Origin of the sequence: Nocardia sp. NPDC051833 (assembly GCF_040681225.1) — a bacterium.
GTDB lineage: Bacteria > Actinomycetota > Actinomycetes > Mycobacteriales > Mycobacteriaceae > Nocardia.
In genome coordinates, this window is sequence record NZ_JBFAYK010000002.1 from 120,809 (window position 1) to 147,739 (window position 26,931).

A 26,931-nucleotide genomic window follows, 5' to 3' on the forward strand; every position below is an offset into this window, starting at 1 on the left:
CCACGAGGACGGTCGCGGCGTGCTGACGGCGCCGCGGGACGGGTCGGCGGCGGTGTGTTTCCGGCCGCCGGTACCGCCGGTCGTCCTGCTCGGGCCGCAGCCGCGTCCGGCGTATGTGCCGCTGGCGCCCGCCCAGGAGCGCATGTGGCACGCCGCCCGGCTCGGCCGCTCCGCGGACTGGAATGTCGCGCGGGCGCTGCGGCTGCGCGGTGCCGACGTGGACCGGGCCGCGCTGCGGTCGGCGCTGGAATGCCTTGTCGCCCGGCACGAACCGCTGCGCACGATCTATCCGGTGACCGAGTACGGCCCGGCCCAGCACGTCGTCGACCCGGCGGACCTGCACCTCGACATCGCCGAATGCGCCGTCCCCGAGGCGGAACTCCCGGCGGCCGTCGCCGCGCTGTCGGCGCGGGCCTTCGATCTCACCCGCGAGCCGCCGGTGCGGGCGCGGGTGTTCGTCGTCGGTCCCGACGACGTCGTGCTGGCCCTGGTCGTGCACCACATCTCGGTCGACGGCCGCTCGCTGGGCCCGCTGATCCGGGACCTGGTCACCGCGTATCTCGCGTGCCGCGGCGGTACCGCGCCCGAGTGGTCGCCGCTGCCGGTCAGCTATACCGACTACACCCTGTGGAAGCACGCCCAGCTCGGTGAGTTCACCGACGAGTGGAGCCGCGCGACCCATCAGCTGCGCTACTGGGCCAACGCACTGGCCGGGCGGCCGGCCCTGCTGGATCTGCCCGCGCGCGAACCCCAGTCGCCACCGGTCGACCCGGTCGCCGGTGCGCTGCTGCCGATCTCGTTCGACGCGCGCACCCATGCCGGTCTGCTGCGCGTGGCCCAGGACCGGCGGGCGAGCCTGTTCATGGTCCTGCAGGCCGCGTTCGCGGTGTCGGTCGGCGCGTTCGCACGCAGCGCCGACGTCACCGTGGCCACCGCGGTCTCCGGGCGTGATCACCGTCTGCTCGACGACCTGGTCGGCAACTTCTCCGACGACGTGCTCATGCGGGTGCGCCTGGACCGGGCCGGCGACGTCGACGAGCTCGTCGATCAGGTGCGCCGGGTCGCGCTCGCCGCCTACGCCCACCCGGACACACCCAATCCCCGGCTCAAGCGCTGCCTGCTCCAGGACGCGGCGCTGCCGCTGTTCCAGGCGACGTTGATCCTGCAGCGGGCCGAGGCGCCGCGCACCGCCACCGAACCCGCTCCAGCCCAAGGGTTCTCGATCACCGAGATGCCGACCGGTGTGATCAGGGCCAAGCACGATCTCGAGTTCGGGCTGACCGATCACTACGATCCGGTCGGCGCCCCGGCCGGTATCGACGGCTCGTTCCTGTACCCGGTCGCCCGGTTCGACGAGGAGACCGCCGACCGGTTCGTCGCCCGGTTCCGGGCCGTCGTCGGGCTCCTCGCCGACGGCTATCGCGGCCCGCTCGGCGCGCTGCTCGCGGCCACGGGCACCCGCCGGTCCCTCGCCGGCGTCCGCCGGGCGGCGCGGGTGCTGGTCTGATCAGCCGCCGCGTTCGAGCGGATGACCCGCGTCGCGCCAGGCGACGATGCCACCGGCCAGGCTGTAGGCGTCGTAGCCCGCGCGGTGGGCCAGGGCGGCGAAGCGCAGCGAGGTCTCGCCGACCGGGCACACGAACACGACCGGCCGGGAGCGCGGGAACGGCATGCCCTGGGCGAGCATCTCGTCGAGCTGATCGTCGCGGATATTGAGCGCGCCGGGTACGTGCCCCACCCGATAGGCCATCGCGCCGCGGGTGTCGACGACGGTCGGCCTGCCGGTGCGGTCCAGCTCGGCCAGCGCCGCCGGGGTGAGCGTGGGCGCGGCGGCGGTGTCGTCGGGGCCGGGCGCGGCCGGGCCCGGCGTCTTCCCGAACAGATCCGGCCTGCGCTTGGCGATATAGGACAGGTACGGCTCGAGCCGGTCGCACACGATGAGGACCGCGACCAGCGGCCGGTCGTCCGGGCGCGGCGCCGCGGCCAGCGCGCGCAGGGCCGCGGCGTAGCCCGCGCCACTGGTCGGCCCGGCGAGCACCCCGTAGCCGTGAATCAGCGCGAGGGTGGCATCGATGGCGGCGGCCGAATCGACGGTGACGATCTCGTCGTAGAAGTCGGGCCGGAACAACCCGACATCCCACATCTCGCGTTCGGAGCGGATGCCGGGAATGAAGTCGAACCGGTCCGAGACCACCCCGATGGTGCGCAGCCCAGGATGATGGGCGAGCAGCGCGGTCGCGGTGCCGCGGGTGGAGCCGGTGGTGCCGAGCCCGCCGATGAGGTAGTCGAGATGCGCGATGCCCGCCGCGGCGAGGTCGGCGGCGATCTCGGTGCCGGTGCCGTCGTGGTGGGCGTCGATATTGCGCTCGTTGGTGTACTGCGACGGATGGAACCACCGCTCGGGGGCCTGGCCGGTGGTCTGCGCGATCACCGCCGAGACATCGTCGGCCGCGTGCGGATCCGGGCATTCGGACAGGCCAGGCAGCTCCACGATCTCGGTGCCGAGCAGTTGCAGCAGCTGTCTGACCTCGCCCACCCTGATCCGATTGGTGACCGCCCGCAGCGGGATGCCGTGCAGCGCGCCGAGGACCCGCAGTGCCTTGGCGGTGTTGCCGCTGGAGGCCTCGATGAACGACTGCCCGTCGGCGGCGATGCGGTCCACGTCGGCGCGGATCATCGCCCAGGCGACCCGGTCCTTGACCGAGCCGAACGGATTGTGCGACTCCAGTTTCGCGTACAGCTCGACCCCGGCCAGCCCGTGCACCGCCGGGTCAAGGCGCAGCAGGGGAGTGTTGCCGATGAGCTCGGTGATGTGGGTGTAGACCATCACGGCACCCGGAAGTCCGCGTCGGCGCACAGCGTGAAGCCGCTGTCATCGTGCAGCACAGCGACTTTCGCCACCTCCGGATGCATACTGGCCTGCGCGGCGGACAGATCCATGTGATAGGCGCCGGTATTGGCGAACAGCACGGGATCACCCGGCGCGGGCACCCCGGCCACCCGCACCTTCCGCTGGGTGACCAGATCCCGCTCCAGACACAGCTGCCCGGCGAAGAACACCCCGCAGGGGTCGGCGAGCGCGGGTTCGGCGAGCACCACGGGGTCGATGAGTACCTCCTGATCGGCGGCGGTGACCGTGTCGCGGCTCAGGTCCAGATGCACCAGGGTCGCGCCGTTGCCCGCCTGCTTCACGAATTCGACACTGGCCAGGGTGATTCCGGCCTGATCGACCAGTGCCTTGCCGGGTTCGAGCCACAGCTCGAGCAGATTGTCGGCGAGGACCTGTCCGAGCCCGCGACCGCCGTGCCCGGGCAGCGGCGTCGCGAGCAGGTCGGCGAGGATATCGGCGGCCGACTCGGTATTGGCGTACTTGTGGAACACCGGTCCGCCGTGGATCGCACCGCCGGACACGTGATAACCGAAGGAGGCACTGCCCCAGTGCAGCGCCTCGCCCCGGCCGAGCAGGCCCGCGCGCAGGGCGTGATCGTAGGCGTCGTAGCCCGCGGCGTCGGCGGTGAACACCTGACGCAACCCGCCGCCGATATCGAGCACGGTCGGCGTCAGATCGTGCCCGTAGGCGCGCTCGACCAGATCCAGGCAGGCGGCGACCGCCCGCACGCGTTCCGCGGTGGCGGCGGTGTCGAGGTGAAACGCGAAACCCCGCAGCCGCAACCGATCGCGGTGCCGGGTCAGCACGTCGAACGCGGCGTCCACGGCCGTCAGATCGATACCGAAGCGGCTCGGCGCGCTCCCGGGAAAGCCCGAGATGCGCAGCAGGACAGGGACTGTCGTCCGCGCCAGGTCGGCCAGCGTCGACAGCTCCCACAGATTGTCGACATTGACCGTCACGCCCGCCGCGAGCGCCGCGCGCACCATGGCCACGCCCTTGGGACCGGTCGCCTCGATCCGCTCGGCCGGGAACCCGGCGGCCAGGGCGGCCGACAGCTCCCGCGCCGACGCGACATCGACGGAGATCCCCGCGGCCGCCGCGGTCCGCGCGAAGGCGGCCGAACGGTTCACCTTGTGCGCGTAGCAGATCCGGTACCGGCTGGCCCCCGCGTCGAGCACCCCGCGCAGTCCGGCCAGGTTCGCCACGAAGACCTGGGGGAACAGCAGGTGCAGCGGCGAACCGTAGCGGTCCAGCGCGGCCCGCACGGCGGTCCGATCGGCCAGGAACTCGGCGACCAGCGGGGGGAGCGCGGCGGGAACGGCGGGCGGCGTCATCCCACCGCCGCGCCCGGCGCCTGCGCCGGCACGTCGTCGACCGGGTTGTAGCCGCCGTCGCGCAGCGCCTCGAACACCCGGAACCGATGGCGTGGACTGCGGATCCGCGCGCTCACCCGCTTGGACTCCAGATCGACCTCGGCCACCGGGATGTCCATCGATTCGAGCAGCGCGGTGATCGTGCGGACGCAGTGTTTGCAGCTCATGTCGGGCACGTAGAACACGCCGTCGTCGGCCAGCGCACCGTCGGGGACGTGCTCGGCGGTGTCCTCTTCGACCACCACCGCGGCCGCCAGCGCGGCGAAGGTCTCGACGAACCGGTCGACCACGGTGGCCAGCACATGCACCGCCGCCCCACCGACCGCCTGCGGCGCCGCCGCCAGGCAGGCGGGCCGCGCGCCCGCGGGCAGCAGGGCGTACTGCCGGGAGACGAGATCCAGCTCGTCGTGGTACTTGGCCACCGCCGCCTCGGTGTCGAGACCCTCCTCGGTGACCGCCCGGCGCATCACCGTGTGCGCGTCGGCGATGGTGGCGTCCTTCATGGCACGCAGCACCGCGATCGAGTCGGCCGTGTAGCGCACGCTCCCGTCCGGCTGGGCGACCAGTCGCACCGGGATCATCCCGCGCCGGAAGGTGGAGGCCTGCAGCTCCCAGAACCAGCGCGTCGCGACGGCGGCGAAGATGCCGGAATCGCGCAGCCCCCTGGCGAAGTCGACGATCTCGCGGTACGGGGTGTCCGCCGCCACGAGGCCGTGCTGGGTCAGCGCGCGTCCGGTGGCCTCCACCCCGACGCGGAAGATCTCGTGCGGATCGTGATCGGTGGTCGTGCCCGCCAGCACCGCGAGATCGGGTGCGGGCAGTGTCGCCGCGCGCGCCACCAGACCCGAGGCGGCCAGCTCCCGCCACAGCGTCAGCACCGTCTCCCTGGCCACCACGGCCAGCTCGGGACCGGCGCCCCCGGTGTGGAAATACCCGGTGTTGGGCACGCCCGTGCTGTCGGTCCAGGTGATGCGATGGGTCGCGCTGGTGACCTGGTCGGGGCGGCACGGCCGCATGAACCGTTCCAGATACATCCGCTGCGACTGGGTCAGCGCGCTGCCGGGCTCGGGGCGTAACGCGGTGGCGCGGACAGTGATCCGAATCGGCGACGGCGGCTCGGCGGCCACGAACAGTCCCGGTGCGGCCAGCTCGGCCAGTACCCGGGACGCGGCCCGCCGATCGTAGTGCTGCGTGGGGTGCGTGCCCATGGGTTCCTCCTCGGCTCGGGACAGGAAATGGTCAGCGCCCGTGCCCGGCGAGGCCGGCCACGCAGGCGACGAAACGATCGATCTCGTCCAGGGTGTTGTAGAGGTGGGTGCTCACCCGCACCGAATCCGCGCCGGGTTCGGTGCCCGGCACGCAGTGCGCTCCGGTGCGGACCAGGAAACCGGCGTCGGCCAGCACGAAACCGAGATCGGTGGCGCTGATCCCGTCGAGGGTGAACGAGACGATCCCGTACCCCACCGCGCACCCCGCATAGGCGGGCCCCGGCAGGAACTCCAGACCGGGCAGCGGCCGCAATCCGTCGATCAGCCGCAGCGTGAGCTCCCGGTTGTGCGCGGCGATCGCGATCGGATCCAGCTCGTCGAGCAGGTCGAAAGCCGGTGCGAGAGAGAGTATTCCGGGAATGTTGTAGGTGCCGCCCTCGAGCATTTCCGGCATCCCGGTGGTGATCAGCCCGGCGTCGCCGACCCGCACCCCGGAATGGCCACCGGGCAGGAACGGCCGCAGCCGATCGTGCACCCGCCGCCGGCAGTACAGCAGGCCGATCCCGGGCGCGCCGAACATCTTGTGCCCGGCGAACACCGCGAAGTCGGCGCCGAGGTCGAGCACGTCGACCGGCAGGTGCCCGCCGCTCTGCGAGCAGTCGAAGCACAGCAGGATCTCCGGATCGATCCGGCCGCGCAGTTCCTCGAGCGTGGTCAGCCCGCCGTAGACATGGTGCAGATGACTGGTGGTGATCAGCCGGGTGCGCGGACCCACCTGGGCCGCGATGTCGTCGATGTCGGCCTCGCCCGCCGCGGTGCTGCGATAGGGGCGCAGCACGATCCGGCGCCCGAACCGGGCCAGGGTGTCGCGCAGGTGATGCCAGGGCAGCACGTTGGACGCGTGATCGGCGGGGTTGTAGAGGATCTCGTCACCGTCGTCGAGGACGGCCAACCCCCAGCTGTAGGCGACGGCGCCGAGCGCCGCGGTCGCGCCGGCGGTGAACACGATCTCGTCGGGATGCGCCGCCCCGACGAACGCGGCGGCCCTGGACCGGACGGCGGCGATCCGCGCGGACAGCGCCGTCGCCCAGCTGTAGGTGCCGCGCCCGGCGTTGGCCGTGTGCTCGGCGTGATAGCCGGTGACGGCGGCGATCACGGTGTCCGGCTTCTGGGTGGTCGCGGCGCTGTCGAGATACACCACGGCCGGATCGGCCAGTGCGGGGAAGCGGTCACGGATCGTGGCGGGCACCGGGGTCGGCGCGTGCCGCAGCGCCGGAACGGCGGTCAGCTCGGGCCGGAGGGGGTGCACCAGATCAACGATACGCACGTTTCTGGTACGGCCGACGAAGAATTCTCGCGGGCAACGCTTTTCGGGCCCCGGCTCAGTACCTGCCCTGCAGGTAGTCGACCAGGTGCCCGCGTTCGGCGGCCAGTTCGGTGATCTCGCTCTTCACCACGTCGCCGATGCTGACGATGCCGACCAGCCGGCCCGCCTCGACCACGGGCATGTGCCGGACGCGATGCTCGGTCATGATCTCGCGCAACGAGGAGACGTGATCCTCGGGCCCGCAGGTGCGGACCCGGTCGGTCATGATCTCGGCGACCGGCCGGTCGAGCACGGCGGCGTCGAGCCGGGCGAGGTGGCGGACCACGTCGCGCTCGGAGACGATCCCGCTGATGGCCGCGCCGTCGGGGGAGACCACCACCGCGCCGATATTGTGCTCGGCCAGCACGGTGAGCAGGACACGCACCGTGGTCTGCGGCGGCACCGTGGTCACCGTCGTGCCTTTGTTGCGCAGGATCTCCGCTATACGCATATGCCGCTCACCCGTGTCGAGCCCGATTCTTCATCTCCAGGATGCCCCGGGTGACACGGCCGTGACCAGCACGAAGACGTTACAACCGGCTATTCGTCGTCCAGGCCCGCGGACAGATAAGCCGCGGCGGCCAGCCACTGCCTGCACTGTGGTCCGTGCACGTCGTGCTGACGCAGCATCTCGCGTGCCTGCCGGTAGGTGAGCCCGAGCGGCTCGTCGCTACACGATCCGGTGGCCGCGCCTGCCGTGCCGAGGTATCGCGGGACCTCCAGGCCGGCGGTTCCGGCCGAGACCCTGCGGGGTGTTCGAAACGGCGTACTCATCCGAGTCCCCTCGCATCCGGCAGCGGAGGGCCCGTCCGGCTGGTGCTGCCGACGTCCCTTCCGGTGATCTTGTGGGCTGAGTCTACGGGGGTGTTGTTTGCAGATGCAAGAACATCTGCACTGTCAATTCGGACGTGTCGGGCATCTGATCGGGTTGTGGCGCTTGCGAATTCAGGGGACTGGACGTCACCGATCGAGCGGCCGCCCAGGTCGTGTCGTCGGGTAAGTACCGACCGGTGCGACCGCATGTGAACCGTGTTAATGTCCCGATCGCGACGTGCAGATGCAAGAACGTTTGTACGTGCATCTGCAACTTTCGTACTGATGGCATCAATCGAGAACGAGGAGTGTGACGTGTCCGGTATGCACCATGATCAGCGGGAACGCCCCGGCGTCGGCGACTGGCGCAAGAGCACCTTCAGCAACCCCAGCGGCAACTGTGTCGAGGTGGCCGAAGCGACGGACGGTTCGGTCGCCGTACGCAACTCGCGCGACCCGCACGGCTCGGTGATCTTCTACACCCGGCCCGAGATCGACGCTTTCATCCGCGGCGCGAAGGCCGGAGAGTTCGACTACTTGACCCGGTGATCGGTAATATCGGCAGCCATGACGGCTGAACCCGACGAGATCGGTCGCGTGCAACCCGTTGTCGATCGCGGCCCCACCGTGCTGCGCATCGCCCTCGGTGGTCAGTTGCGCAAACTGCGCGAGAGCAAAGGCATCACCCGCGAAGCGGCTGGTGACGCGATCCGTGGCTCACACGCCAAGATCAGCCGGCTCGAACTGGGACGCACCGGATTCAAGGAACGCGATATCAGGGACCTGCTCACGCTCTACGGTGTCCACGACACCCGCGAGCGTGAGTCCTTCTTCGAACTGGCCCGGCAGGCAAGTGAACCCGGCTGGTGGCATCGCTACAGCGATCTGCTGCCCTCGTGGTTCAGTACCTATCTCGGGCTCGAGCAGGCGGCCAGCCAGATCCGCACCTACGAAGCCCAGCTGGTGCCCGGCCTGCTGCAGACCCCGGAGTACACGCGGGCGATCGTGACCCTCGGGTTCGACGACGCCGATACCGAGCGCCGGGTGCAGGTCCGCCAGCTCCGCCAGGACGTGCTGCGCCGGGTGGACCCGCCGGTGGTGTGGGCGGTGATCGACGAGGCCGTGCTGCACCGCCCGATCGGTGGGCGCGAGGTGCATCGCGCGCAGCTGCGCTACCTGGCCCAGCTGTCGACGTTGCCGAACGTGACCGTGCAGGTGCTGCCGTACTCGGCCGGCGGGCACGCCGCCGCGGGCAGTTCCTTCAGTATTCTGCGCTTCGCCGAGCCCGAACTGCCCGACATCGTCTACCTCGAGCAGCTCACCAGCGCGCTGTACCTCGAGCGCAGGCAGGACCTGGCGCTGTACCTGTCGGTGATGGACCAGCTCAGTGTCCAGGCCGCGCGACCGGATCGCTCGCGCGAGATCCTGCTCGACTACGCCGAGCGGGCCTGAGGCGAGACACCGCTACCGGGCGCCGAGGACGGCGCCCGGTCCGGGTCGGTGATTCAGTAGCGGATGCAGCCCGCGGCGATCCGCCAGAAGGTGTCGGGGGTCAGCGTCTGCAGATCCCAGTCGTCGGCCAATTCGTGCGCGGTGGTCACGATCCGGTCGATATCGAAATCGTTGCGCGTCGCCGCGCCGGTGGATTCCACCGCGTCGATGACATAGGCGACCGCTGTTTCCCTGGAGCACCCTGCGGTGACGGGGTGGGTCGTCGCTGCGCGATCAGCGAGGCCGAAACGGCCGTTGGTGTTGTTCATGGTGAACGCCCCTGTGTTTAGGCAGTGGCAAACCCAAGGCAAACCTAGCCCCAGGTGTGCCGCTCGCGGCCTCCCCTGACTATCCCCTGAATTGTGTTGCGGCCCTGAGTTTAGGACGGGGCAAGTTTCAAATGCAAGCACATCTGCACGATCGATTCCGTCTCGATGCAGCGCTTTTCCCGGCTTCTGAGCGGCGAATCCGGGGTGACGCCACCGTGTTCACGGCGGGCGGTGGACAGATAACGCCGTGACCGGCGGCTGGCCTGTTCCGCGGGGTGGTGAAAAGGGTGCCGCCGGTCACCGGGAATCGGCGCCCTGGCCGAATGCTGTTGGGATAGTTAATTTTCGGCTATCGAATTGCCGACACGGCCGCCGCAATCGGCTCCGGACCGGAAACCACTTCCAGCGTGTGCCGAAAAGTGTTGTCCGCGACCAAGATCGACGCGAGCGTCGCGGCGACGTCGGCGCGGGGAATCGGACCGCGCCCGATCGGCGGCGGTCCGAGCGTGACCAGACCGTTGCCTGCGTCGTCGGTGAGAATGCCCGGCCGCAGGATCGTCCAGTCCAGCGCGCGGGAGCGCAGGTCGTCCTCCGCGCGGGTCTTGGCATCGATATAGGCGGCCCAGACCTCGTCGGTCCCCGGGGCCGGTGGCGCGCCCGCGCCCATGGTGGAGATCTGCACGAAACGCCGGACGCCGGTCCGCTCGGCGGCGTCGGCGAGCTGCACCGAGCCGCCGAGGTCGACGGTGTACTTGCGCTCGACGCCGCTGCCGGGGCCCGCGCCCGCGGCGAAGACCACCGCGTCCGAGCCGGCGACCGCGGCGGCGAGGTCGGCGGGAGTGTCGCGCTCCATGTCGAAGATGACCGGGACGCCGCCGGTCGCGGCGATGTCGGCGGCCTGATCGGGGCGGCGGATGAGCGCGTGGACCTGATCACCGCGGCGAGTGAGCGACGATGCCAGCAGCAGGGCGATCTTGCCGTGTCCACCGGCGACGACGATGCGCATGCGAGTGCTCCTTTCGAACGGATCGACGGCCCTCAGCGCTCCGGGCCACCGGGATTGCAGTTCGCCGACACCGTGGCCGAATAGCCGACGGCGGGCCGCCACGGTTCGAGATTCCAGCTCGGCTTGTCCGGCGCCACCATCCTCGCCCACACCCAGTGGCACACGAACTGGTCCCGCATCCCCGGCGCGTCGGCGTCGGCGTCCAAGGCCAGGACCTCCTGCCAGGCGAGTTCATCGGTGCCCGGCGCGTCGGTGCGTCGGCCCGCGACGGTCGGCACGACGAGCAGGCGGGCGCCGTCGACGGTGTCGGTCCAGGTGACATGGTCGATCAACGGCAGTCCGGCGTACGGGTCGACCGTCGGGGTGGGCGGTGCGAGGGTGACCGGCGGCTTGCTGGTCGAGCGGGGCGGCGTCGTTGTTGTCGATGGTGTGGCCGTGGTCGACTCGTCGGCGGCGGTCGTGGCACAGGCGGTGAGGCCGAGTGCCGCGACAACGGCGAGCGTGGCCGGGAACTGCCACCGAATCACGCGACGCCCCTCCTTGTCGTCCTGGCGCGCGGCCGGGACGCGGCCGCCTGGTCCAGCCTAGTGCGGCAGGTGCGGCGGCGCCGACGGGCTCAGTGCCACAGCGATCGGCAGGGGAGCCGGCGCAGTTCGGGCCCGACCTGCCCGTCGACGGTCACCAGCAGGCCGGCGTGCACCGCCGCGGTGGTGAACTCCCACGCCTCGGCGGGGGTCGCCGCGTACTCCAGCACCAGCGCGTCCTGCGGGGTCGCGCCGTCGAAGTAGACCGTGATCCGCCGGGTCGGTATCTCGGTGCGGTCGGCGCGATGGGCGGTGGCGGCGATGTTCTCGTCGATGGGAATCATGGCGTGCTCCTTCTACCCCGGCGCTGGTGGGCGCCTTCCTACTCGACGGTAGGGCCCGGGCCGTCGAGTGGAACATGTTCTGGAATTCACTGGAGATCTCACAGCCCTCCGGTGCCGTGGCGGGGCGGTGGCCGACAAGAATCGCCGTCGACTTGAATCCGGTCACAACCCGCATTCGCGCCGGTTGTGAGCTCCGCCGATCTAGGTCCGAAGGGGTACCGACGAGCCACGCTACCGGCAAGTATCGGTCTCGACGGCAGCGACACGGGAGGAGCGCCGGATGATCTGGGTTGCTGCGGCACGACGAGCTCGGCCACGCCGCACGATGTCGGCGGTGGGGGTGGCGCTGGTGCTGGCCGTGGTCGGTGTGGCCCCCGCGCACAGCGCACCGCTCTACCCGAGCGCCGATCCCGACCCCTTCTACGCCCAGCCAGCGGACCTGTCGGCGGCGCAGCCGGGCGACGTGCTGGCTGTGCGGCCGATGCCGCCACTGGCGATGTTCCCCGACACCAGGGTCACCCTGGTGAAATTCCGCTCGACCAACTCCGCCGGCGAACCGATCGCGGCGACCACGACCGTGCTGCAGCCGGCGGGCCACCGCAGGGACGAGCCGGTGCTGTCCTACCAGCACATCATCAACGGCCTCGGCGTGCGCTGCTCGGTCTCCAAGGTGCTCTACACCAACGACCCGAATCTCATGGTGCGCGAAGCGGTCTTTTGGAACCTCGCCCTGCGGCGCGGCTGGACGATGGCGCTACCCGACCACCTCGGTCCCGATTTCGCCTACGGCGCGGCCAGATTGGGCGGTCAGGTGACCCTCGACGGGATCAGGGCGATCCGCAAGGTCGACGAACTCCAGGTCGCGGGGAGCCGGGTCGCGATGGCGGGCTACTCCGGTGGCGGGATGGCGACGGCCTGGGCGGCGGCATTGCAGCCCAGCTACGCGCCCGACGTCGAGATCGCGGGCGCCGCGATGGGTGGGGTTCCGATGAACCTGGTGTCGATGCTCGAGGGCCTCGGCTTCGGCTCGCACCCGGTGTTCGGTCTGGCGCTGGCGGCCGGCATCGGCCTGGAACGGGAGTATCCGCAACGGTTTCCGATCAGCGAGCAGATGAACGCGCGCGGTCTGGCCGCCCGGGCCGCGATCGCCGACGCGTGCACCAACGACATCCTCGGCGCGGGCGCGGGCCGGGGCATCCTCGATTTCGCCGCGACGACCTCGATGGTCGACGACCCGGACGCGCGCGCCGTGGTGGAGGAGAACAGCCTCGAGCTCTACCCCGGCACGCCGACGATGCCTGTCTTCGAATGGCATTCGCCCATCGACGGCCTGATCCCGGTCGACGCGATCACCACCACCACGCACCGCTGGTGCGCGGCGGGCACCCCGGTGGTGACCGAATCGACGCCCACCCCGGACCACCTGACCGCAGCTGTGCTCGGACTGCCTTCCGCGCTGAGATGGCTCGACGCGCGGCTGCAGGGGGAACCGGCGCCCAGCACCTGCTGAGCCCGGTGGCGATCGGCCCGGATCCGCACACCCCGACACGGGTCCGGGCCGATTGTTGTTGCGATCGAGCCGCATTGCGTCACGACTCGGGCACGACGCCGATCCGGCCGGGGGGTTCCGGCGTACCGTCAGTGGACTGACGATGGCGCGCTTGGGGAGGTTCGGCGGGAGACGAAGCACCGCATCGCCGCACGTCAGCGACGATTCCGATGTTGCCACCCGAAGGCGTGTGTGCCATGCGATCTGTCCGTGTGCTGTTCTGCTCGATCCTGCTGCTCTGTTCGTTCGCCGTCGGCACCGCCGCCGCCGAACCCACCCCGGAATTCCCGGTGCCGCACCCGGGTACGCCGGGCTTCCTGCCCGATCTGCAACGCTGGATCGATCAGGTGCTGCCGTCACCGATCCAGCCCTCGGGCGGGGCGGCCACCGACCCGGAGGCCGAACTCGCTGCGCTGCGAGCGGCGGTCCTGCCCGCGGCGGTCGGTGACGCCATGTTCGACCACTGGCCCGACGGGCTGGCCGATCTCGCGCCGGGCGAGATCATCGCGACCCGCGACATCCTCGCCACCGCGGGCCCGTTGACGCTGGTGCCGCTGCGGTCGGCCACCCTGCTCAAGTACCGGACCGACGATTCACAAGGCCGTCCGTCCTTCGCCACCGCGACGCTGCTCGTGCCCGCCACCGACTGGACCGGTCCCGGCGACCGGCCGGTCCTGGTCAACAATCTGCCGATCGATGCGCTCGGCCGCGACTGCACCCCGGGCTACACCCTCTCGCACGGCCTCAACCTGCACTCCAGCATGACCGAGTTCTTCCCGCCGACCACCCAATTGGCGGCACTGCGCGGGTACGCGGTCCTGGTCCCGGACCACGAGGGTCCGTGGATGGCCTACGCGGAACCGTATGTCGCCGGGCACGCGGTGCTCGACGGGATCCGGGCGGTGCGCGGCGTCGACCCGGCGGTGTTCGGCGCGAGCCGATTCGCGATGACCGGCTACTCGGGCGGCGCCATCGCCACCCACGGCGCGGCCAAGCTGATCGGTTCCTACGCACCGGAACTCGCGGACGTGATCGTCGGCGCGGCACTGGGCGGCGTGCCCGCCGATTTCGAGATCCTCTCGCGCAGCATGAACGCCAACCTCGCCTCCGGGATCTTCATGGCGGCAACCTTCGCGATCGGCCGGGAGCGCCCCGAGATCCTGGCCGCGATGAACAACCTCGCGCGCTGGGTGGCCACCTCGGTGATGAAGGACCAGTGCGTCAGCGTGTTCGCCGTTCCGGGCATCCTGCACCTGCCGATCGATGTCGGCGCGAACATCCCCGACCCGCTGCGGTCGGACCTGGCCGAGCGGATCTACGAGATCACCCGGATGGCCGGGATGCGCTCGGCCACACCGCTCTACATCTACAACGGGGAACAGGAGTTCTGGATCCCCGCCGCGGGCGCCCGCAATCTGTACAACGAACAGTGCGCACTCGGCGCGAACGCGGTGTACCGGAGCGTCTTCGGTGAGCACGTGATCGGCGCGGTCACCGGATATCCGGAGGCGATGCTCTGGCTCGACGAGCGATTGCAGGGAGTAGCCGCTCGCACGGAATGCTGACTCGGCGGAACTGGGAACCCTCTGCGTTTTTCGCGGGAAGTGCTGTGAACGTTCAGCAGGCCCGGGGAATACCCGGGTTGGGTGCGATGACAGCCGGTCGGTGCTGGTGAAACGCGCCAGAGGGTGACCCGGGCCGCCTCGCGGTCCGGGTAGCCGAAGAATTCCTGTGCCCCCTCATGGGGGTTTTCGACAACCGGTGGTGACCTGTCCAGAAACCCGTAAACGGCGGAAAGGCCGGGATTTTCGGGCCTTATGTTCGTGGCGGTTTCGACAAAAGCCATTCGTATTTCTCGAATCGCACAGGAAGATACGCCAACGATGAAATCTCCCAGTCGCAGACGGACGCTACAGACGGCGGTGCTCACCGGCGTCGGCGCGCTCGCCGTCGCGCTCACGGGTCCGGGGGCGGCGGCGTCCCCCGACCCGGCGCCCTCCGAGCAGGCCCTCGCCGACATCATCACCGCAGGCCGCGAAGTGGCCGGGCCCGGTAGCGGTTCGGCCTGCACCTCCGGCAGCGGCGCCGGGTCCGGGAACGGTTCGGGCAACTGCTACGGCGGTTCCGGGTCCAGTTCGGGCTCCTCCGGTGGAAAGTCCACCGACACCATCGGTTACGGCCCGGCACAGACGTCCTGGCTGGCCGCGTTCGCCTACGGACTCGGCAACGGCGACGCCGCGCCGCCCGGGGCCAATGATTGGAACTGCAAGCCCACCGCCGAACATCCGCGTCCGGTGGTGCTGCTGCACGGCACCTGGATGAACGCCTACAACGGCTACGCCTACATGGGGCAGCCGATCAAGGACGCCGGCTACTGCACCTTCACCTTCAACTACGGCCGTTCCGGCCTGGTCGAAGGCGGCGGTCTCGGATCGCTGCTGCCCGGCGTCATGGGCACCGGCTACATCCAGGACTCGTCCAAGCAGGTCGCCACCTTCGTCGATCGCGTGCTCGCGGCCACCGGTGCCGGCGAGGTCGACATCATCGCCCACTCCCAGGGCGGTGCCCTGGCCAACTGGTACACCAAGTTCGACGGCGGCGCGGCCAAGGTGAAGAACCTGGTCACCTACGGTGCCACCCACCACGGCACCAGCCTGGACGGCATCGGCGCCCTGGGCCGCATGATCAACAACGCCGGCATCGACATCCTGGGCCTGATCGAGATCTTCGTCGGGCACGCCGGTATCCAGCAGACGATCGGCTCGGACTTCGTCAACCAGCTCAACGCCAACGGTGACACCGTCGCCGGGGTCGACTACACCGTCGTCGGCACCCGCTACGACGAGATCACCAACCCCTACGACCTGACGTTCCTGAAGCCGGGGCCGGGCGCCACCGTCACCAACATCACCCTGCAGGAGGGCTGTGAGCAGGACGTCTCCGATCATCTGACGATGATGTACTCCCCGCGGGCGCTGTCGATCGCGCTGCGGGCCCTCGATCCCGCGAGCAGCCCGAACCTGGTCTGCGAGTTCAACCCCTGGCTGGTCGGGGGTGGTGGCTCCCTGTGAGACGACACGAAGGCGCTGTCCGCGATCGCGGACAGCGCCTTCGGCGTTTCCGGGGTCGGTCAGACTGCCGAGCGGTAGCTGCGAGCCACCAGTGCCGAGCGCAGGTACCACAGGCCCGACGGCTGGGTCGGGTCGAAACCGGTGAGCTGGCCGATCCGCTTGAGGCGGTAGTCGACGGTGTTGGTGTGCACGTGCAGCACCCGGGCGGTGCGCTGGCGATTGAGATTGTTGGCGATGTGGCGCTGCAGGGTCTCCAGCAGCTCGGGGTACTGGTCCAGCGGGTCGAGCAGCGAACCGAGGAACTCCCGGCCGGGGCCGGGGCGGGTCAGCTGGTATTCGAGGGCCAGCTCGTCGAAGCGGTACAGCCCCGAGGTGACCTCGAGCCGCTGGACCATGTCGAGCAACTCGTGGGCCTGGTCGGCGGCATCGGGGACGCCGGTCGTGCTGGTCTCGACCAACGCCGCGGTGATGCCGACCTGCGCCGCCTGGGAGAGCTGGGCGACGAGGGCGGCCAGACCGTCGCGATCGAAGGTGCCCGCGGGGATGAGCACCGTGCCACCGTCGACGCTGAGCAGCGACAGCGCCGAATCGCCGCACCGCTTGGCCAGTTCGGCCTGCACCCGGCGCAGTTTGCGCCGCGCGACGACCTGCGCGTCGAGGGCCGGGTTGGCCTCTTCCCGATGCGGCGGGATCGCCAGGGCCAGAACGGCGTACGTCTCGGCGATCGCGATTCCGCACTCGCGGGCCATCGTCGAGGTGCTGTGACCGCCGAGCAGCGCCGAGGTGAGCGTGTGTACGGCGGTGTGGTGCTCGCTGACCACGCCGCGCAGCTCCCGCACGTAGGCCAGCGACACCTGGGCGGTGATGGTGTCGAGCATCTCCATCACCATCTTCACGCCGTCGACCAGGTTGTCGTAGTCCTTCACCGACGCATTGGCGACCACCAGATCGAGGCCGATCTTGAAGCCCTCGGCGATCGAGTGGTGGATGGTGTCGATCGGCACGCCCTCGCGGGCCCAGCCGCTGGCCGCGTCCTGCAGGCGCTGGAGCTTGTTGGGGATGTCGCGGCCGTCGAGCATGCTGACGGCGAATTCCAGGCAGATCCGCGTGATGGTGGTGACGTCGCCGGTGATCGCGTCGCCGGGCAGGGTGCCGCAGGGGACGACATTGGCGACGAAGTGGCCGACCATCTGCCGTGACAGGGCGCGCACGTCCTTCAGCGGCGACGACATCGGCTGACCGGAGATGGTCAGCGATTGCCGGGGTGGATTCTCAACGGACATCTGTGTTCCCTTCGCCCATCTTGCGGCTCTGCCCCCGCTGTCCAGCGACTTCACCCTAGCCAACCCGCGGCGATGCCGGAATGGAACGTCAGGTTATGGGTCGCGGACCCATGCTTGCTTGCCTGCTTGGTGAGCGGTCACAAGTCTGGTCCATCGCTATGAGTGGTTGTAGAGTTCTCCGCGCCGGAACGAACCGATAGGGGCACCATGCGACCTGCCGTCCGTTGTCTGGTCTGGGAACTGGACGAAACCCTGTGGGACGGCGTGGTCCACGACTCGACCAGCACCACGCTGCGCCCGCAGGCACTGCGTACGCTCACCAAGCTGAGCGAGCGCGGAGTGCTGCATGCCGTCGCGGCACGTGGTGATCGTTCCCGTACCCTGCGCACGCTCTACCGGCACGGCCTCTACGAGATGTTCTCGGCGGTCGAGGTGGGCTGGGGCCGCAAGTCGGCCTCGATCGTGCGGGTCGCCGACACCCTCGGCCTCGGGCTGGAGGGAATGGCGTTCGTCGACGCCGAGCCGGTGGAACGCGCCGAGGTATCGCGGGCGCTGCCGATGGTGCGCTGCTATGCCGCGCGCAATGTGGACATGCTGCCGCTGCTGCCCGATTTCCGGCACGACCTGCGCTCGGGCCCGGTCCCGACCCCGCCGCTGGGCTTCGCGCGCGTCCCGGCACTCTGACGACCCGAGTCCGCTTGCGCGCGCTGCGATCTCGCATGCCATGCGACTCCGCACGGCATGCCATCGTGCACTGTGTGCCGAAATCGGGCGCGGGGCAGTGGATCAGGACTTTTCCGGCAGCAGCGACACGGTGAGTCCGGCCAGCCGGGCCGGGTCGGCGACCACGTCGTAGGCGGCGATCCGCGCGTCGCGGACCGTGAAGGTGACCACGAACAGCGCCCGGCCCGCCCGCACCACGACGAGTCCGGGCCGTCCGTCGACGAGTACCACGACCGCCTCGCGCGAGCGCTGCCGCAGCACGACCGTTCCCTCGGCGACCGCGGCCGCGCCCCGCACCAGGGCGGCCATGCCGGGTGGCAGTGCCGCCGGATCGGCCGAGCGCACCACATCGGGCGCCAGCACGGCGAGCAGTTCGTCGAGGTCACCCTCGCGCGCCGCCTTCAGGAACGCGGTCACCACGGCCCGCTGCGCCGTGAGTTCCGCCGGGTCGATCCGGGCCGGTGCGTGGACGCGCTGCCTGGCCCGGCTGGCCAGCTTCTTGGTCGTCGCCGGTGTCCGCCCGAGAATCGGGGCGAGGTCGGCGAAGGGCACGGCGAACAGGTCGTGCAGCACGAACGCGACGCGTTCCTCCGGTCCGAGCACGTCGAGGACGACGAGCAGTGCGCGCCCGACCGCGTCGGCCAGCAGCGCGTCGTCCTCGGGGTCGGCCCCGGGACCGACGGCGGGTGCGTCGACGGCCGGCTCGGCGGTCTCCGCGCGCTGGGCCCGGACGCGCAGCTGATCCAGGCAGATCCGGGAGACGACGGTGGTCAGCCAGCCGTCGAGATTGCCGATCTCGGTCGCGGCGACGCGGTCCAGCCGCAGCCATGCCTCCTGTACCGCGTCCTCGGCCTCGGCTGCGGTGCCCAGCATCCGGTAGGCGACGCCGCGCAGCCGGTCACGGCGCTGTTCGAAGGCGAGCGCGAGCGCATCCGCGTGCATCGGTCACCTTTCGGCCGGCCCGTTCGTCATCGGATCGACGGCGGTCGCCGTCGCTCACCGTAGACCGGAGGAACCCACTCATGCACACGAGCTTCGTCATCGTCACCGTGCTCGCCGCCTTGGCCGCACTGATCGCCGCCGCGGTCGATGTCGTCCGCGCCGACTGGGTCCGCGAGAACATGCGCCGCTACGGCGTCGCACCGTGGACGCTGACCCCGCTGGCGGCGATCAAGGCGGTCGGCGGGCTGGCCTTGCTGGCCGGGTTGGCCTCGCGGCCGCTGGCGATCGCCGCGGCGGCCGGGCTGGTGCTGTATTTCCTCTGCGCCGAACTGACCGTCCTGCGCGCCCGCGCCTACACCGATCTCGGTTATCCGCTGCCGTACCTGCTGCTCGCCGCGGGCTCGCTGGCGCTGGCTCTCGCCTGAGGTGGTGGTGGCGCGCCCGGCCGGACGCGCCACCACGGCGGGTCAGGACTCGGCCAGGATGAAGTCCGCCGCCTGCTCACCGATGAAGACGGCCGGGGCGTTGGTGTGCCCGCGGATGATCAACGGCATCACCGACGCGTCGGCGACGCGCAGGCCCTCCACCCCTCGCACCTTCAGGTCCGGGGTGACGACGCTGGCCGCGTCGGTGCCCATCCGGCAGGTGCCGACCGGGTGGTACAGGGTGTGCGAGAACTGCTCGATGGTCAGCGCCATGGCCGCCTCGAGCTCGTCGGGCGCCTCCGGCGGGTAGATCAGCGCGCCCAGCGCGCTCTTGAGCGCGGGCTGCTCGACCAGGCTCGCGCACACCCGCAGGCCCGCGGTCAGCGCGGCGCGGTCGGCGCCGTCGGGATCGGACAGATACCGCGGGTCGATCACCGGCTTGGCCGTCGGATCGGCCGACGCGAGACCGATCCGGCCCCGGCTGCGCGGGCGCAGCAGGATCGCGCCGACGACGACACCGTGCTCGGTCGGCTCGACCAGACCCTCGTGATAGAACGGCGCGGGCGCGTAGATGAGCTCCAGGTCGGGGTGCTCGAGATCGGGCTCGCTGCGCACGAAGCCGTACGCCTCACCGACATTGGAGGTGAGCATGCCGCGATGCCGGACCAGGTAGTTGATCAGCTCGAGCGGCTTCTCCGCCGCGAACAGCGAGTCGCCGTCGACGCTGTAGCCCAGCGCCGCGATCAGGTGGTCCTGCAGGTTGGCGCCGACCTCGGGGGAGTGCGCGACGACCTCGATGTCGAACTTCTTGAGCTCCTCCTGGTCGCCGATGCCGGAGAGCTGCAGCAGCTGCGGGCTGTTCACCGCGCCACCACACAGGATGACCTCGCGCTGCGCGGTCACGGTGTGGGTCTGCCCGTCGTGCAGGTACTCGACCCCGGTGGCCTTGGTGCCGTCGAACAGCACCCGGGTGGCCAGCGCCTCGGCGCGCACGGTCAGGTTGGCCCGCTTCATCGCCGGGCGCAGGTACGCGTCGGCGGTGCTCCAGCGCCTGCCGTCGCGCTGGGTCACCATCGTCTGGGAGAAGCCCTGCGGTGCGGGCCGGTTCGGCGACTCGAGCTCGTGGCCCGCTTGGCGCGCGGCCTCCAGGAAGGCGTGCGTCGAGGCGCGCGGGCTGCGCTGACGCTGCACGTGCAGCGGGCCGCGCGACCCCTCGTCCGGGTACTGCGCGTCCTGGACGTTCTCGATCTTGCGGAACTGCTCGACCGCCGCCGCGAAGTTCCACTTCTCGCCGGCGAGGAGCCCCCACTCCTCGTAGTCGGCGCGGAACCCGCGCACCCACATCATCGCGTTCATCGACGACGAGCCGCCGAAGGTCTTGCCCCGCGGCCAGTAGATCTGCCGGTCGCCCAGGCCGGGCTGCGGCTCGGTCAGGTAGTCCCAGTCACGCTCGGTGCGGAACAGCTTCGAGAACGCCGCCGGGATATGGGCGAACTTGTCGTCGTCGGCCGGACCGGCCTCCAGCAGCACGACCGTGGTGCCCGGGTCGGCGCTGAGCCGATTCGCGAGCACCGCCCCCGCCGACCCCGAGCCGACGATCACGTAATCCGCGGACATCCCACCTGCTTGCACTGTCCAACTCCGATCCTGCACTGCATCTGTCGTAGCCAACTGGACGCGCCCGCTCGCGGGCCCGAAAAGCCCGCGAGCGCAGCCGGACTCGTCGTCCGGCGGCGGCGCTGCATGCAGCGTACTGACAGTGGCGGTCCGGTGGGTGCCGCCTGTCTCAGTCCGTGCCGGCCGCTGCCGCGGCCTGACCGGCGCGACGGCCGTAGAAGCTGCCGTCACCGAGCGAAGCACCGCTGACATAACCGTACGCGCACAGCCCTGACGTGCAACGACCCGCCGCGAAGAGTCCGGGAATCGGCTCCCCGCTGACGTGCAGCACCCGCGAGTCGAGGTCGGTGCGCAGCCCGCCGAGGGTGAATCCGGCGGTGAAACCACGCAGATCGAAACCGGCCAGCGGCGTCGAGATCGGGCGCACCCATTCGGGCTTCTTGCCCAGCAGCGGGTCGTTGCCGTTCTCGGCGTGGCGGTTGTAGGTGGCGATCGTGGTCTGCAGCGTCTGCTCCGGCAGCCCCATGTCCGCTTCGAGCTCGGCCACCGTCTCGGCGACCCACTTGGGCGGGAACCGGAAGAACGGGGTCGCGGATTCGGTCGCGAGCGCTTCCTCGAGCGAGGCCTCGTCGATCACGAGGAAGGCCTGGTTGTCGTTCTGCAGCAGGGTCGCCTGCCCGATCCGGCCGGGGTAGGTGTCCTCGGTGACGTAGCGCTGGCCGCGCCCGTTGACGAGGATGCCGCGCGCCATCATCTGCGGATCGCCGAAGATGGCCACCTCGCTGGCGTCCATGTGCGCCAGTTCGGCGCCCAGCGCCTGGGCCAGCCGGATGCCGATGCCGTCGTGCTCCTCGATCGCCGCGCCGGGCCTGCCGCTCAGCCGCGGGGTGTAGCGGTCGATCATCTCGGTGTCGTAGGCGAAGCTGCCGGTCGCCAGGACGACACCGCGGGCGGCCCGCACCGTGATCGGCTTGCCGTAGTTGGTCGCCAGGATGCCGACGACGCGATCGTCGTCGTCGACGATCAGCCTGCGGATGCGGGTGTCGTACTCGACGTCGATGTCGAGCGCGGCGACGGTGTCGGCCAGCGGCTTCATCAGCATGTAGCCGCCGCTGCGCTCGCCGATCTTCTTGTCGGCCAGCTCCGGCACGTGCCCGCGCGGAGCGGGCTTGGCGATGTCGAGGAACGGCGCGGAGTTCTCGCCACCGGAGTACATCAGGCCCTCGTCGTGCGGCGGCTCCCAGCCGGGCTCACCCCAGAACGACTCCTTGAACGGCACGCCGCAGTCGACGAGCCAGTTGTAGTGCTCCACACTGCCCGCGCAGTAGTCGTCGATCTTGGCCTCGTCGACGCCGGGGCCGAGCGCCGCCTTGAGGAAGGCGGCCATGTTCTCCGGCGTGTCGTCGAAGCCGAGCGCCTGCTGCAGCGGCGTGCCGCCACCGAGGTAGACGAAACCGCCCGCCAGCGCCGCCGCGCCGCCCCAGCCGCCGGTCCGTTCCAGGATGAGGACCTTCGCGCCCGCCCTGGCGGCCTCGATCGCCGCGCAGACGCCCGCGATGCCGAAACCGGCCACCACCACGTCGGCCTCGAAATCCCAGTGCTCCACGGCGTTCGCGCGCAGCGGGCGGACGGTGTCGATCCGATAGGGCTGTTCGGTCACGGGCTTCCTCCGCTGCTCGGGGTACGTACCGAAATGGTGCCGCCAACCGCGCGACAAAACAAGAACGTGTTACAAAAGCTCCCGCCCAGCGGGACGGTTGCGCCCCGATCGGGCTCCGGTACGGTGGCGATCGAACCGACGTAGACGAGATCTGGTGGTGTTGTGGTGAGCGCGAACATTCGAGACATTGCGGTGCAGACCCTGACCGGGGCCGACACCACGTTGGGTGAGCTGGCGGGCGACCGGGCGGTCCTGCTGGTCAACGTGGCCTCCAAGTGTGGGCTGACCCCGCAGTACACCGGCCTGGTGGAACTGCAGAAGACCTACGGCGAGCGTGGCTTCACCGTGGTCGGCGTGCCGTGCAACCAGTTCATGGGTCAGGAGCCCGGCACCGCCGAGGAGATCCAGGAATTCTGCTCGGTGACCTACGGCGTCGACTTCCCGCTGCTGGCCAAGACCGAGGTCAACGGCGACGACCGGCACCCGCTCTACACCGCCCTGGTCGAGACCCCCGCCGCCGACGGCAGCGCGGGCGACATCCAGTGGAACTTCGAGAAGTTCCTGATCGGCCGGGACGGCACGGTCGCAGGCCGCTTCCGCCCGACCGTCACCCCGGACGCTGGCGAGGTCGTCGCCGCGATCGAAGCCCAGCTCTGATTCTGGTCTCGCACCCGGGATAGCTTCCCCGCCAACGGAACCGATGCTCTAGGCTGATTTCGTACAGTCGGTCCGATGCCCGGAGGCTCCCGATGTCGCACAGCTCTGCCGCCTACCCCAGCGCCGTTCCGGTCGGGGTGGACACCACCCGCGCCAGCATCGCGCGCGTCTACGATGCCGCACTCAACGGCAAGGACAACTACGACGTGGACCGCGCGGTGCTGGAACAGGTCCGCACCGTCGCGCCGCAGGTCAACGATTTGGCCTGGGCCAACCGCGATTTCCTGATCCGCGCGTGCCGGTTCCTGGCCAGGGCCGGGATCGATCAGTTCCTCGATCTCGGGTCCGGCCTGCCCACCGCGGAGAACACCCATCAGGTCGTGCAGCGGGTCAATCCGCAGTCGCGGGTGGTCTACGTCGACAACGATCCATCGGTGCTCGTGCACGGTCAGGCGCTGCTGGCCAGCAACAGTCGTACTCGCATCGCCGAGGCCGACATCTTCCGCCCGCTCGAGGTGCTCGGCAACCAGACGATCCGGGGCGCGCTCGACTTCACCCGCCCGCTGGCGCTGTTCCACATCGGCACCCTGCATCACTACCTGGGGGAGGACGGCCCCGCGTTGATGCAGACCTACATCGATGCCCTGCCTGCGGGCTCGTTCGTCGCGATCGCCCACTTCCACGATCCGCAGACGCCCGAATACAGCGAACTGGCCCGCAAGATGGAAGAGAAATTCATCCACAGCCCGATGGGCAGCGGCCGCTTCCGCACCAGGGACGAGATCCAGGCCATGTTCGGCGACCTGGAGATGGTCGAACCCGGCCTCGTCCGCTGCGACGACTGGTGGCCCGACGGGCCCCACCTGACGCCGCTGAACGCCGTCCGCCACTGCATCGTCGGCGGTGTCGGCCGGAAGCGGTAGGCCGTCGTTTCTGGTTGAATGGACTCGTGTGCCGGTGGATGGCGTACTCGGGTGAGCCGATCCTCGCCGAGGATCTGCTGTTCCGCCCTGAACACTCCCTGATCGACCAGAGCCTGCATTCCCGCATGGGCGCGACCACCACCAACGGTGACGGCTTCGGCCTCGGCTGGTACGGCCTCGGCACCGAACCGGCGGTGTACAAGAGCATCGAACCCGCCTGGAACGATCGAAATCTGCGCGAGATCGCCGGTCAGGTGCGCACACCGATGATGCTCGCGCATGTTCGCGCCTCGACCGGGACGCCGGTGCAGCGCAGCAATTGTCATCCGTTCCGGCACGGGCGCTGGTTGTGGGTGCACAACGGCGCCCTGCGCGGCTTCCACGAGACCCGGCGCGACCTGCTGGCCGCCGTCGAACCGGGGCTGTTCGCCGATATCGAGGGCTCGACCGACAGCGAAACCCTGTTCTTTCTCGCGTTGACGTTCGGGCTCGTGGACGACCCCTTCGGTGCCGTCGCCCGCGCGGTGGGTTTCGTCGAGGACGTCGGGCACGCGTACGGCGTCGAACACCCGGTACAGTTGACCGTCGCGACCACCGACGGACAATTCCTGTGGATTTTCCGCTATTCCAGCGAGCGGGAATCGCGGTCGCTGTTCTTCTCGACCGGGATCGCCGCATTGCGGGCACTGCACCCCGAGGTCGAGATATTGCGCGAGCTCGGCTCCGAGACCCGATTCGTGGTCTCGGAGCCGCTGGGCGACCTGTCGGGCGCGTGGAACGAAGTGCCGGAATCCTCGGCCGGGGTGGTGGGTGCCGGTGCCGACTCGATCCGTTCCTTCGAGCCGATCGCACCCGGCTGAGCCCCGCCGAGGTTCGGTACCGTAGGCAATTAGCCGGCGGGATGTTTCCTGGCCCGCGTGCGGCGCGTGGCCTTGGCCGGTGTGGCGGCCTTGGTCCGCGCCGTGGTCTTCGCCGGTGTCGTGGTCTTGGCCGGTGCCGCGGCAGCCTTGGGTCGCGGGGGAGTAGCTGCCGCTGATTCGCCCGGGTCGTCCCGCCATTTTATTTCGATTTCGATCTCGGTCTCGGTGCCGTCGACCTCGATCTCGAATTCCCACCTGACCCGGTCGGCGACTTCGACCTCGATAGAATCGCCCTCCGAACCGAATTCCACCTCCGATTCGCCTGCCAGTGCCTTGCCTATCGCGATCAGCCGCTCGGAGGCCTCTTTCCGAGACAGTACGGACTTTCTCTTGATCTCCAACTTCGGCATGCTGACTCCAAGATGTCGGGTCTCGGTGAATTGGATAACTACACCGTAGCCGGAATGTCGGGGATTGCCGATCATCCGTTTCCGCCGTCGTCGGTACGGCACTTCGAACGACGTACAGCTCGCGGGCGCCTACTCACCGGTATGTCACGCCGGTCCGGGCGTTGTGCGGAGCGTGGCATCGTCGTGGCGTTGTGTCGACGGCGGTTGTGCGCCAGCGGAGTTCGCCGTGCCGTACGACCCTGCCGTCCGCTCGGGAAGGAGCACCAGCTGTGGAGGAGGTCCATGGAGGCCGGCCCGCGCCGCAGTCGTCGCCGTTGTCCGGTGGGGGAGCCGGCTGCCCGGTCCACGGGCGCGTCTACGAGCCGGATTTCGCCGCGGATCCGCACGGGAACTACCGCGCCATGCGGGAGCGATACGGGGCGATAGCGCCGATCGAGCTGTCCCCGGGCGTCCCGGCCAACCTGGTGCTCGGCTACCGGACCGCGGTGCGCATCCTGCACGACCCCGACAACTTTCCGGCGGATCCGCGGGTGTGGCAGGACAGCATCCCGGAGGACTGCCCGGTGCGGCCGATGATGCAGTGGTATCCGAACGCGCTGCGCAACTCCGGTCCGGTGCATGCCCGCTACCGGCAGGCCTACGTCACCGCGATCGACTACATCGACCACCATGCCCTGCACACCATCGTGGAACAGGTCGCTATCCCGCTGATCAACACGTTCTGCGGCGCCGGTTCCGCGGATGTGCTGACGCAGTACGCTTTTCCGCTGGTCTTCGAAACGCTCAACCAGATCGTCGGCTGCACCCCGGAGCTGGGGCGGCGGGTCGCCACCGGGATGGCCGCGCTGTTCGACACCGTCAACGCCGCCTGGGGCATGGAGTACCTGTCCGCGGCGCTGATGGAGTTGATCACCCTGCGCCGTGCGGCTCCCGGCGACGATCTGACTTCGCGGCTGGCGCACCACGCCGCCGGTCTCGACGACGAGGAGATGCTCTACAACCTGATCAGCTTCTACGGCGCCGGTATCGAGCCGATGCAGAACCTCATCAGCAACGCCCTGCTGCTCATCCTCACCGACTCCCGGTTCGGCGGCGGCGTGATCGCGGGCAGCCTGTCCACCCGCGACGCCCTCGACGAGGTGTTGTTCCTCGACCCGCCGATGGCGAACTTCTGCACCACCTATCCGCGGCAGCCGGTCATGGTCGACGACGTGTGGCTACCGGCCAACGAGCCGGTGGTGATCAGCTTGTCGGCCTGCAACAACGACCCCGCGATCGCCCAGGGCGACCGCAACGGCAACCGGTCCCACCTCGCCTGGGGCGCGGGCCCACACGCCTGCCCGGCGCGTTCGGTGGCCTATCAGATCGCGCAGGACGCGCTCGACCAACTGCTCGACGCACTGCCGGACCTGACCCTGGCCGTGCCCGCGGACGAGATCGCCTGGCGGCCGGGGCCGTTCCACCGCGCGATGACCGCGCTACCGATCAGCTTCCCGCCCTCGGCGCCGCTGTTCGTCCCCTGAGCGG

27 protein-coding genes are annotated in these 26,931 nt (G+C 69.8%); 12 read left to right on the plus strand and 15 right to left on the minus strand.

The features are described 5' to 3' along the window. The first annotated feature begins 19 nt into the window (after positions 1–19). Positions 20–1,507 (plus strand): condensation domain-containing protein, encoded by a 1,488-nt coding sequence (locus tag AB0L91_RS18570; protein ID WP_365011548.1) that lies wholly within the window; start codon positions 20–22, stop codon positions 1,505–1,507. On the opposite strand, the gene AB0L91_RS18575 is transcribed toward AB0L91_RS18570, so the two are convergent. From AB0L91_RS18575 to AB0L91_RS18600, 6 genes are all read right to left on the minus strand, one after another. Beyond that, positions 1,508–2,827: a pyridoxal-phosphate dependent enzyme gene (locus AB0L91_RS18575; RefSeq protein ID WP_365011550.1), complete on the minus strand. Its 1,320-nt coding sequence runs from the start codon at positions 2,825–2,827 to the stop codon at positions 1,508–1,510. Continuing rightward, positions 2,827–4,224 carry an alanine racemase gene (locus tag AB0L91_RS18580; RefSeq protein ID WP_365011552.1) on the minus strand — a complete coding sequence of 466 codons (1,398 nt, stop codon included), beginning with the start codon at positions 4,222–4,224 and terminating at the stop codon, positions 2,827–2,829. Before AB0L91_RS18580 ends, AB0L91_RS18575 begins: the two co-directional genes overlap by 1 nt. Then, complete coding sequence (locus tag AB0L91_RS18585) at positions 4,221–5,471, minus strand: heavy-metal-associated domain-containing protein (RefSeq protein WP_365011554.1); 1,251 nt, start codon at positions 5,469–5,471, stop codon at positions 4,221–4,223. Before AB0L91_RS18585 ends, AB0L91_RS18580 begins: the two co-directional genes overlap by 4 nt. Before the next feature lie 31 nt (positions 5,472–5,502). Continuing rightward, positions 5,503–6,780, minus strand: coding sequence for an aminotransferase class V-fold PLP-dependent enzyme (locus AB0L91_RS18590; protein WP_365011556.1), 1,278 nt, complete (start codon positions 6,778–6,780; stop codon positions 5,503–5,505). A gap of 73 nt (positions 6,781–6,853) precedes the next feature. Further along, a complete protein-coding gene (locus tag AB0L91_RS18595) occupies positions 6,854–7,288 on the minus strand; it encodes a CBS domain-containing protein (protein ID WP_355271866.1) in 435 nt (144 codons plus the stop codon). Between the two features lie 89 nt (positions 7,289–7,377). Then, positions 7,378–7,611 (minus strand): hypothetical protein, encoded by a 234-nt coding sequence (locus AB0L91_RS18600; protein ID WP_355271868.1) that lies wholly within the window; start codon positions 7,609–7,611, stop codon positions 7,378–7,380. 363 nt (positions 7,612–7,974) lie between these two features. On the opposite strand from AB0L91_RS18600, the gene AB0L91_RS18605 reads away from it, so the two are divergent. Further along, entirely contained in the window at positions 7,975–8,199 is a 225-nt protein-coding gene (locus AB0L91_RS18605) for a DUF397 domain-containing protein (RefSeq protein WP_218720531.1), read from the plus strand. A gap of 18 nt (positions 8,200–8,217) precedes the next feature. Further along, the gene (locus AB0L91_RS18610) at positions 8,218–9,102 is read left to right on the plus strand and encodes a helix-turn-helix transcriptional regulator (protein ID WP_365011559.1); all 885 of its coding nucleotides are present in this window, start codon (positions 8,218–8,220) and stop codon (positions 9,100–9,102) included. Positions 9,103–9,155: 53 nt separating this feature from the next. Here the strand turns inward: AB0L91_RS18610 and AB0L91_RS18615 are convergent, their stop codons facing one another. The 4 genes from AB0L91_RS18615 to AB0L91_RS18630 all read right to left on the minus strand — a co-directional run bounded on the left by AB0L91_RS18615 (position 9,156) and on the right by AB0L91_RS18630 (position 11,284). After that, complete coding sequence (locus AB0L91_RS18615; protein WP_218720037.1) at positions 9,156–9,410, minus strand: hypothetical protein; 255 nt, start codon at positions 9,408–9,410, stop codon at positions 9,156–9,158. Positions 9,411–9,759: 349 nt separating this feature from the next. Beyond that, positions 9,760–10,416 carry an SDR family oxidoreductase gene (locus AB0L91_RS18620; protein ID WP_365011560.1) on the minus strand — a complete coding sequence of 219 codons (657 nt, stop codon included), beginning with the start codon at positions 10,414–10,416 and terminating at the stop codon, positions 9,760–9,762. Between the two features lie 32 nt (positions 10,417–10,448). Further along, complete coding sequence (locus AB0L91_RS18625) at positions 10,449–10,943, minus strand: DUF2599 domain-containing protein (RefSeq protein ID WP_365011561.1); 495 nt, start codon at positions 10,941–10,943, stop codon at positions 10,449–10,451. A gap of 89 nt (positions 10,944–11,032) precedes the next feature. Continuing rightward, complete coding sequence (locus AB0L91_RS18630) at positions 11,033–11,284, minus strand: hypothetical protein (protein WP_355271875.1); 252 nt, start codon at positions 11,282–11,284, stop codon at positions 11,033–11,035. Between the two features lie 325 nt (positions 11,285–11,609). Here AB0L91_RS18630 and AB0L91_RS18635 point away from each other — a divergent pair, with 325 nt between their 5' ends. The 3 genes from AB0L91_RS18635 (at position 11,610) to AB0L91_RS18645 (ending at position 15,904) form a co-directional block, all read left to right on the plus strand. Beyond that, on the plus strand, positions 11,610–12,794 hold the full coding sequence (locus AB0L91_RS18635; protein WP_365013622.1) for a lipase family protein: 1,185 nt from the start codon (positions 11,610–11,612) through the stop codon (positions 12,792–12,794). Positions 12,795–13,030: 236 nt separating this feature from the next. Beyond that, on the plus strand, positions 13,031–14,398 hold the full coding sequence (locus tag AB0L91_RS18640) for a lipase family protein (RefSeq protein ID WP_365011563.1): 1,368 nt from the start codon (positions 13,031–13,033) through the stop codon (positions 14,396–14,398). Between the two features lie 318 nt (positions 14,399–14,716). Beyond that, positions 14,717–15,904 (plus strand): alpha/beta fold hydrolase, encoded by a 1,188-nt coding sequence (locus AB0L91_RS18645; RefSeq protein ID WP_355271880.1) that lies wholly within the window; start codon positions 14,717–14,719, stop codon positions 15,902–15,904. Between the two features lie 59 nt (positions 15,905–15,963). Here the strand turns inward: AB0L91_RS18645 and AB0L91_RS18650 are convergent, their stop codons facing one another. After that, entirely contained in the window at positions 15,964–17,187 is a 1,224-nt protein-coding gene (locus tag AB0L91_RS18650) for a helix-turn-helix domain-containing protein (RefSeq protein ID WP_365011566.1), read from the minus strand. A gap of 207 nt (positions 17,188–17,394) precedes the next feature. Here AB0L91_RS18650 and AB0L91_RS18655 point away from each other — a divergent pair, with 207 nt between their 5' ends. After that, the gene (locus AB0L91_RS18655; RefSeq protein ID WP_355271882.1) at positions 17,395–17,871 is read left to right on the plus strand and encodes an HAD-IIIC family phosphatase; all 477 of its coding nucleotides are present in this window, start codon (positions 17,395–17,397) and stop codon (positions 17,869–17,871) included. Positions 17,872–17,973: 102 nt separating this feature from the next. Here AB0L91_RS18655 and AB0L91_RS18660 read toward each other — a convergent pair whose 3' ends face one another. Next, positions 17,974–18,852, minus strand: coding sequence for a sigma-70 family RNA polymerase sigma factor (locus tag AB0L91_RS18660; RefSeq protein ID WP_365011568.1), 879 nt, complete (start codon positions 18,850–18,852; stop codon positions 17,974–17,976). Positions 18,853–18,932: 80 nt separating this feature from the next. Between AB0L91_RS18660 and AB0L91_RS18665 the strand changes: the two genes are divergently transcribed. Then, positions 18,933–19,277, plus strand: a complete 345-nt coding sequence (locus AB0L91_RS18665; RefSeq protein WP_355271886.1) for a DoxX family protein — start codon at positions 18,933–18,935, stop codon at positions 19,275–19,277. 42 nt (positions 19,278–19,319) lie between these two features. On the opposite strand, the gene AB0L91_RS18670 is transcribed toward AB0L91_RS18665, so the two are convergent. Continuing rightward, entirely contained in the window at positions 19,320–20,894 is a 1,575-nt protein-coding gene (locus tag AB0L91_RS18670) for a GMC family oxidoreductase N-terminal domain-containing protein (protein WP_365011570.1), read from the minus strand. 169 nt (positions 20,895–21,063) lie between these two features. After that, entirely contained in the window at positions 21,064–22,554 is a 1,491-nt protein-coding gene (locus AB0L91_RS18675; RefSeq protein ID WP_355271889.1) for an FAD-dependent oxidoreductase, read from the minus strand. Positions 22,555–22,716: 162 nt separating this feature from the next. On the opposite strand from AB0L91_RS18675, the gene AB0L91_RS18680 reads away from it, so the two are divergent. The 3 genes from AB0L91_RS18680 (at position 22,717) to AB0L91_RS18690 (ending at position 24,994) form a co-directional block, all read left to right on the plus strand. Beyond that, positions 22,717–23,211, plus strand: a complete 495-nt coding sequence (locus AB0L91_RS18680) for a glutathione peroxidase (protein ID WP_355271891.1) — start codon at positions 22,717–22,719, stop codon at positions 23,209–23,211. 92 nt (positions 23,212–23,303) lie between these two features. Next, positions 23,304–24,134 carry an SAM-dependent methyltransferase gene (locus tag AB0L91_RS18685; RefSeq protein WP_355271893.1) on the plus strand — a complete coding sequence of 277 codons (831 nt, stop codon included), beginning with the start codon at positions 23,304–23,306 and terminating at the stop codon, positions 24,132–24,134. Between the two features lie 38 nt (positions 24,135–24,172). After that, positions 24,173–24,994: a class II glutamine amidotransferase gene (locus AB0L91_RS18690; protein WP_365011573.1), complete on the plus strand. Its 822-nt coding sequence runs from the start codon at positions 24,173–24,175 to the stop codon at positions 24,992–24,994. Between the two features lie 29 nt (positions 24,995–25,023). On the opposite strand, the gene AB0L91_RS18695 is transcribed toward AB0L91_RS18690, so the two are convergent. Beyond that, entirely contained in the window at positions 25,024–25,404 is a 381-nt protein-coding gene (locus tag AB0L91_RS18695; protein ID WP_365013624.1) for an amphi-Trp domain-containing protein, read from the minus strand. A gap of 314 nt (positions 25,405–25,718) precedes the next feature. Here AB0L91_RS18695 and AB0L91_RS18700 point away from each other — a divergent pair, with 314 nt between their 5' ends. After that, on the plus strand, positions 25,719–26,927 hold the full coding sequence (locus AB0L91_RS18700) for a cytochrome P450 (RefSeq protein ID WP_365013627.1): 1,209 nt from the start codon (positions 25,719–25,721) through the stop codon (positions 26,925–26,927). Positions 26,928–26,931: the final 4 nt, after the last annotated feature.

Excerpts from the sequence above, each read along its gene's own strand:
- AB0L91_RS18630 (WP_355271875.1), bottom strand. The coding sequence starts at position 11,284 with ATGATTCCCATCGACGAGAACATCGCCGCCACCGCCCATCGCGCCGAC.
- AB0L91_RS18605 (WP_218720531.1), top strand. The coding sequence starts at position 7,975 with ATGCACCATGATCAGCGGGAACGCCCCGGCGTCGGCGACTGGCGCAAG.
- AB0L91_RS18690 (WP_365011573.1), top strand. The coding sequence starts at position 24,173 with ATGGCGTACTCGGGTGAGCCGATCCTCGCCGAGGATCTGCTGTTCCGC.
- AB0L91_RS18580 (WP_365011552.1), bottom strand. The coding sequence starts at position 4,224 with ATGACGCCGCCCGCCGTTCCCGCCGCGCTCCCCCCGCTGGTCGCCGAG.
- AB0L91_RS18585 (WP_365011554.1), bottom strand. The coding sequence starts at position 5,471 with ATGGGCACGCACCCCACGCAGCACTACGATCGGCGGGCCGCGTCCCGG.
- AB0L91_RS18645 (WP_355271880.1), top strand. The coding sequence starts at position 14,717 with ATGAAATCTCCCAGTCGCAGACGGACGCTACAGACGGCGGTGCTCACC.
- AB0L91_RS18650 (WP_365011566.1), bottom strand. The coding sequence starts at position 17,187 with ATGTCCGTTGAGAATCCACCCCGGCAATCGCTGACCATCTCCGGTCAG.
- AB0L91_RS18575 (WP_365011550.1), bottom strand. The coding sequence starts at position 2,827 with ATGGTCTACACCCACATCACCGAGCTCATCGGCAACACTCCCCTGCTG.
- AB0L91_RS18660 (WP_365011568.1), bottom strand. The coding sequence starts at position 18,852 with ATGCACGCGGATGCGCTCGCGCTCGCCTTCGAACAGCGCCGTGACCGG.
- AB0L91_RS18685 (WP_355271893.1), top strand. The coding sequence starts at position 23,304 with ATGTCGCACAGCTCTGCCGCCTACCCCAGCGCCGTTCCGGTCGGGGTG.
- AB0L91_RS18615 (WP_218720037.1), bottom strand. The coding sequence starts at position 9,410 with ATGAACAACACCAACGGCCGTTTCGGCCTCGCTGATCGCGCAGCGACG.
- AB0L91_RS18665 (WP_355271886.1), top strand. The coding sequence starts at position 18,933 with ATGCACACGAGCTTCGTCATCGTCACCGTGCTCGCCGCCTTGGCCGCA.
- AB0L91_RS18595 (WP_355271866.1), bottom strand. The coding sequence starts at position 7,288 with ATGCGTATAGCGGAGATCCTGCGCAACAAAGGCACGACGGTGACCACG.
- AB0L91_RS18600 (WP_355271868.1), bottom strand. The coding sequence starts at position 7,611 with ATGAGTACGCCGTTTCGAACACCCCGCAGGGTCTCGGCCGGAACCGCC.
- AB0L91_RS18635 (WP_365013622.1), top strand. The coding sequence starts at position 11,610 with ATGTCGGCGGTGGGGGTGGCGCTGGTGCTGGCCGTGGTCGGTGTGGCC.
- AB0L91_RS18620 (WP_365011560.1), bottom strand. The coding sequence starts at position 10,416 with ATGCGCATCGTCGTCGCCGGTGGACACGGCAAGATCGCCCTGCTGCTG.
- AB0L91_RS18695 (WP_365013624.1), bottom strand. The coding sequence starts at position 25,404 with ATGCCGAAGTTGGAGATCAAGAGAAAGTCCGTACTGTCTCGGAAAGAG.
- AB0L91_RS18610 (WP_365011559.1), top strand. The coding sequence starts at position 8,218 with ATGACGGCTGAACCCGACGAGATCGGTCGCGTGCAACCCGTTGTCGAT.
- AB0L91_RS18655 (WP_355271882.1), top strand. The coding sequence starts at position 17,395 with ATGCGACCTGCCGTCCGTTGTCTGGTCTGGGAACTGGACGAAACCCTG.
- AB0L91_RS18670 (WP_365011570.1), bottom strand. The coding sequence starts at position 20,894 with ATGTCCGCGGATTACGTGATCGTCGGCTCGGGGTCGGCGGGGGCGGTG.
- AB0L91_RS18640 (WP_365011563.1), top strand. The coding sequence starts at position 13,031 with ATGCGATCTGTCCGTGTGCTGTTCTGCTCGATCCTGCTGCTCTGTTCG.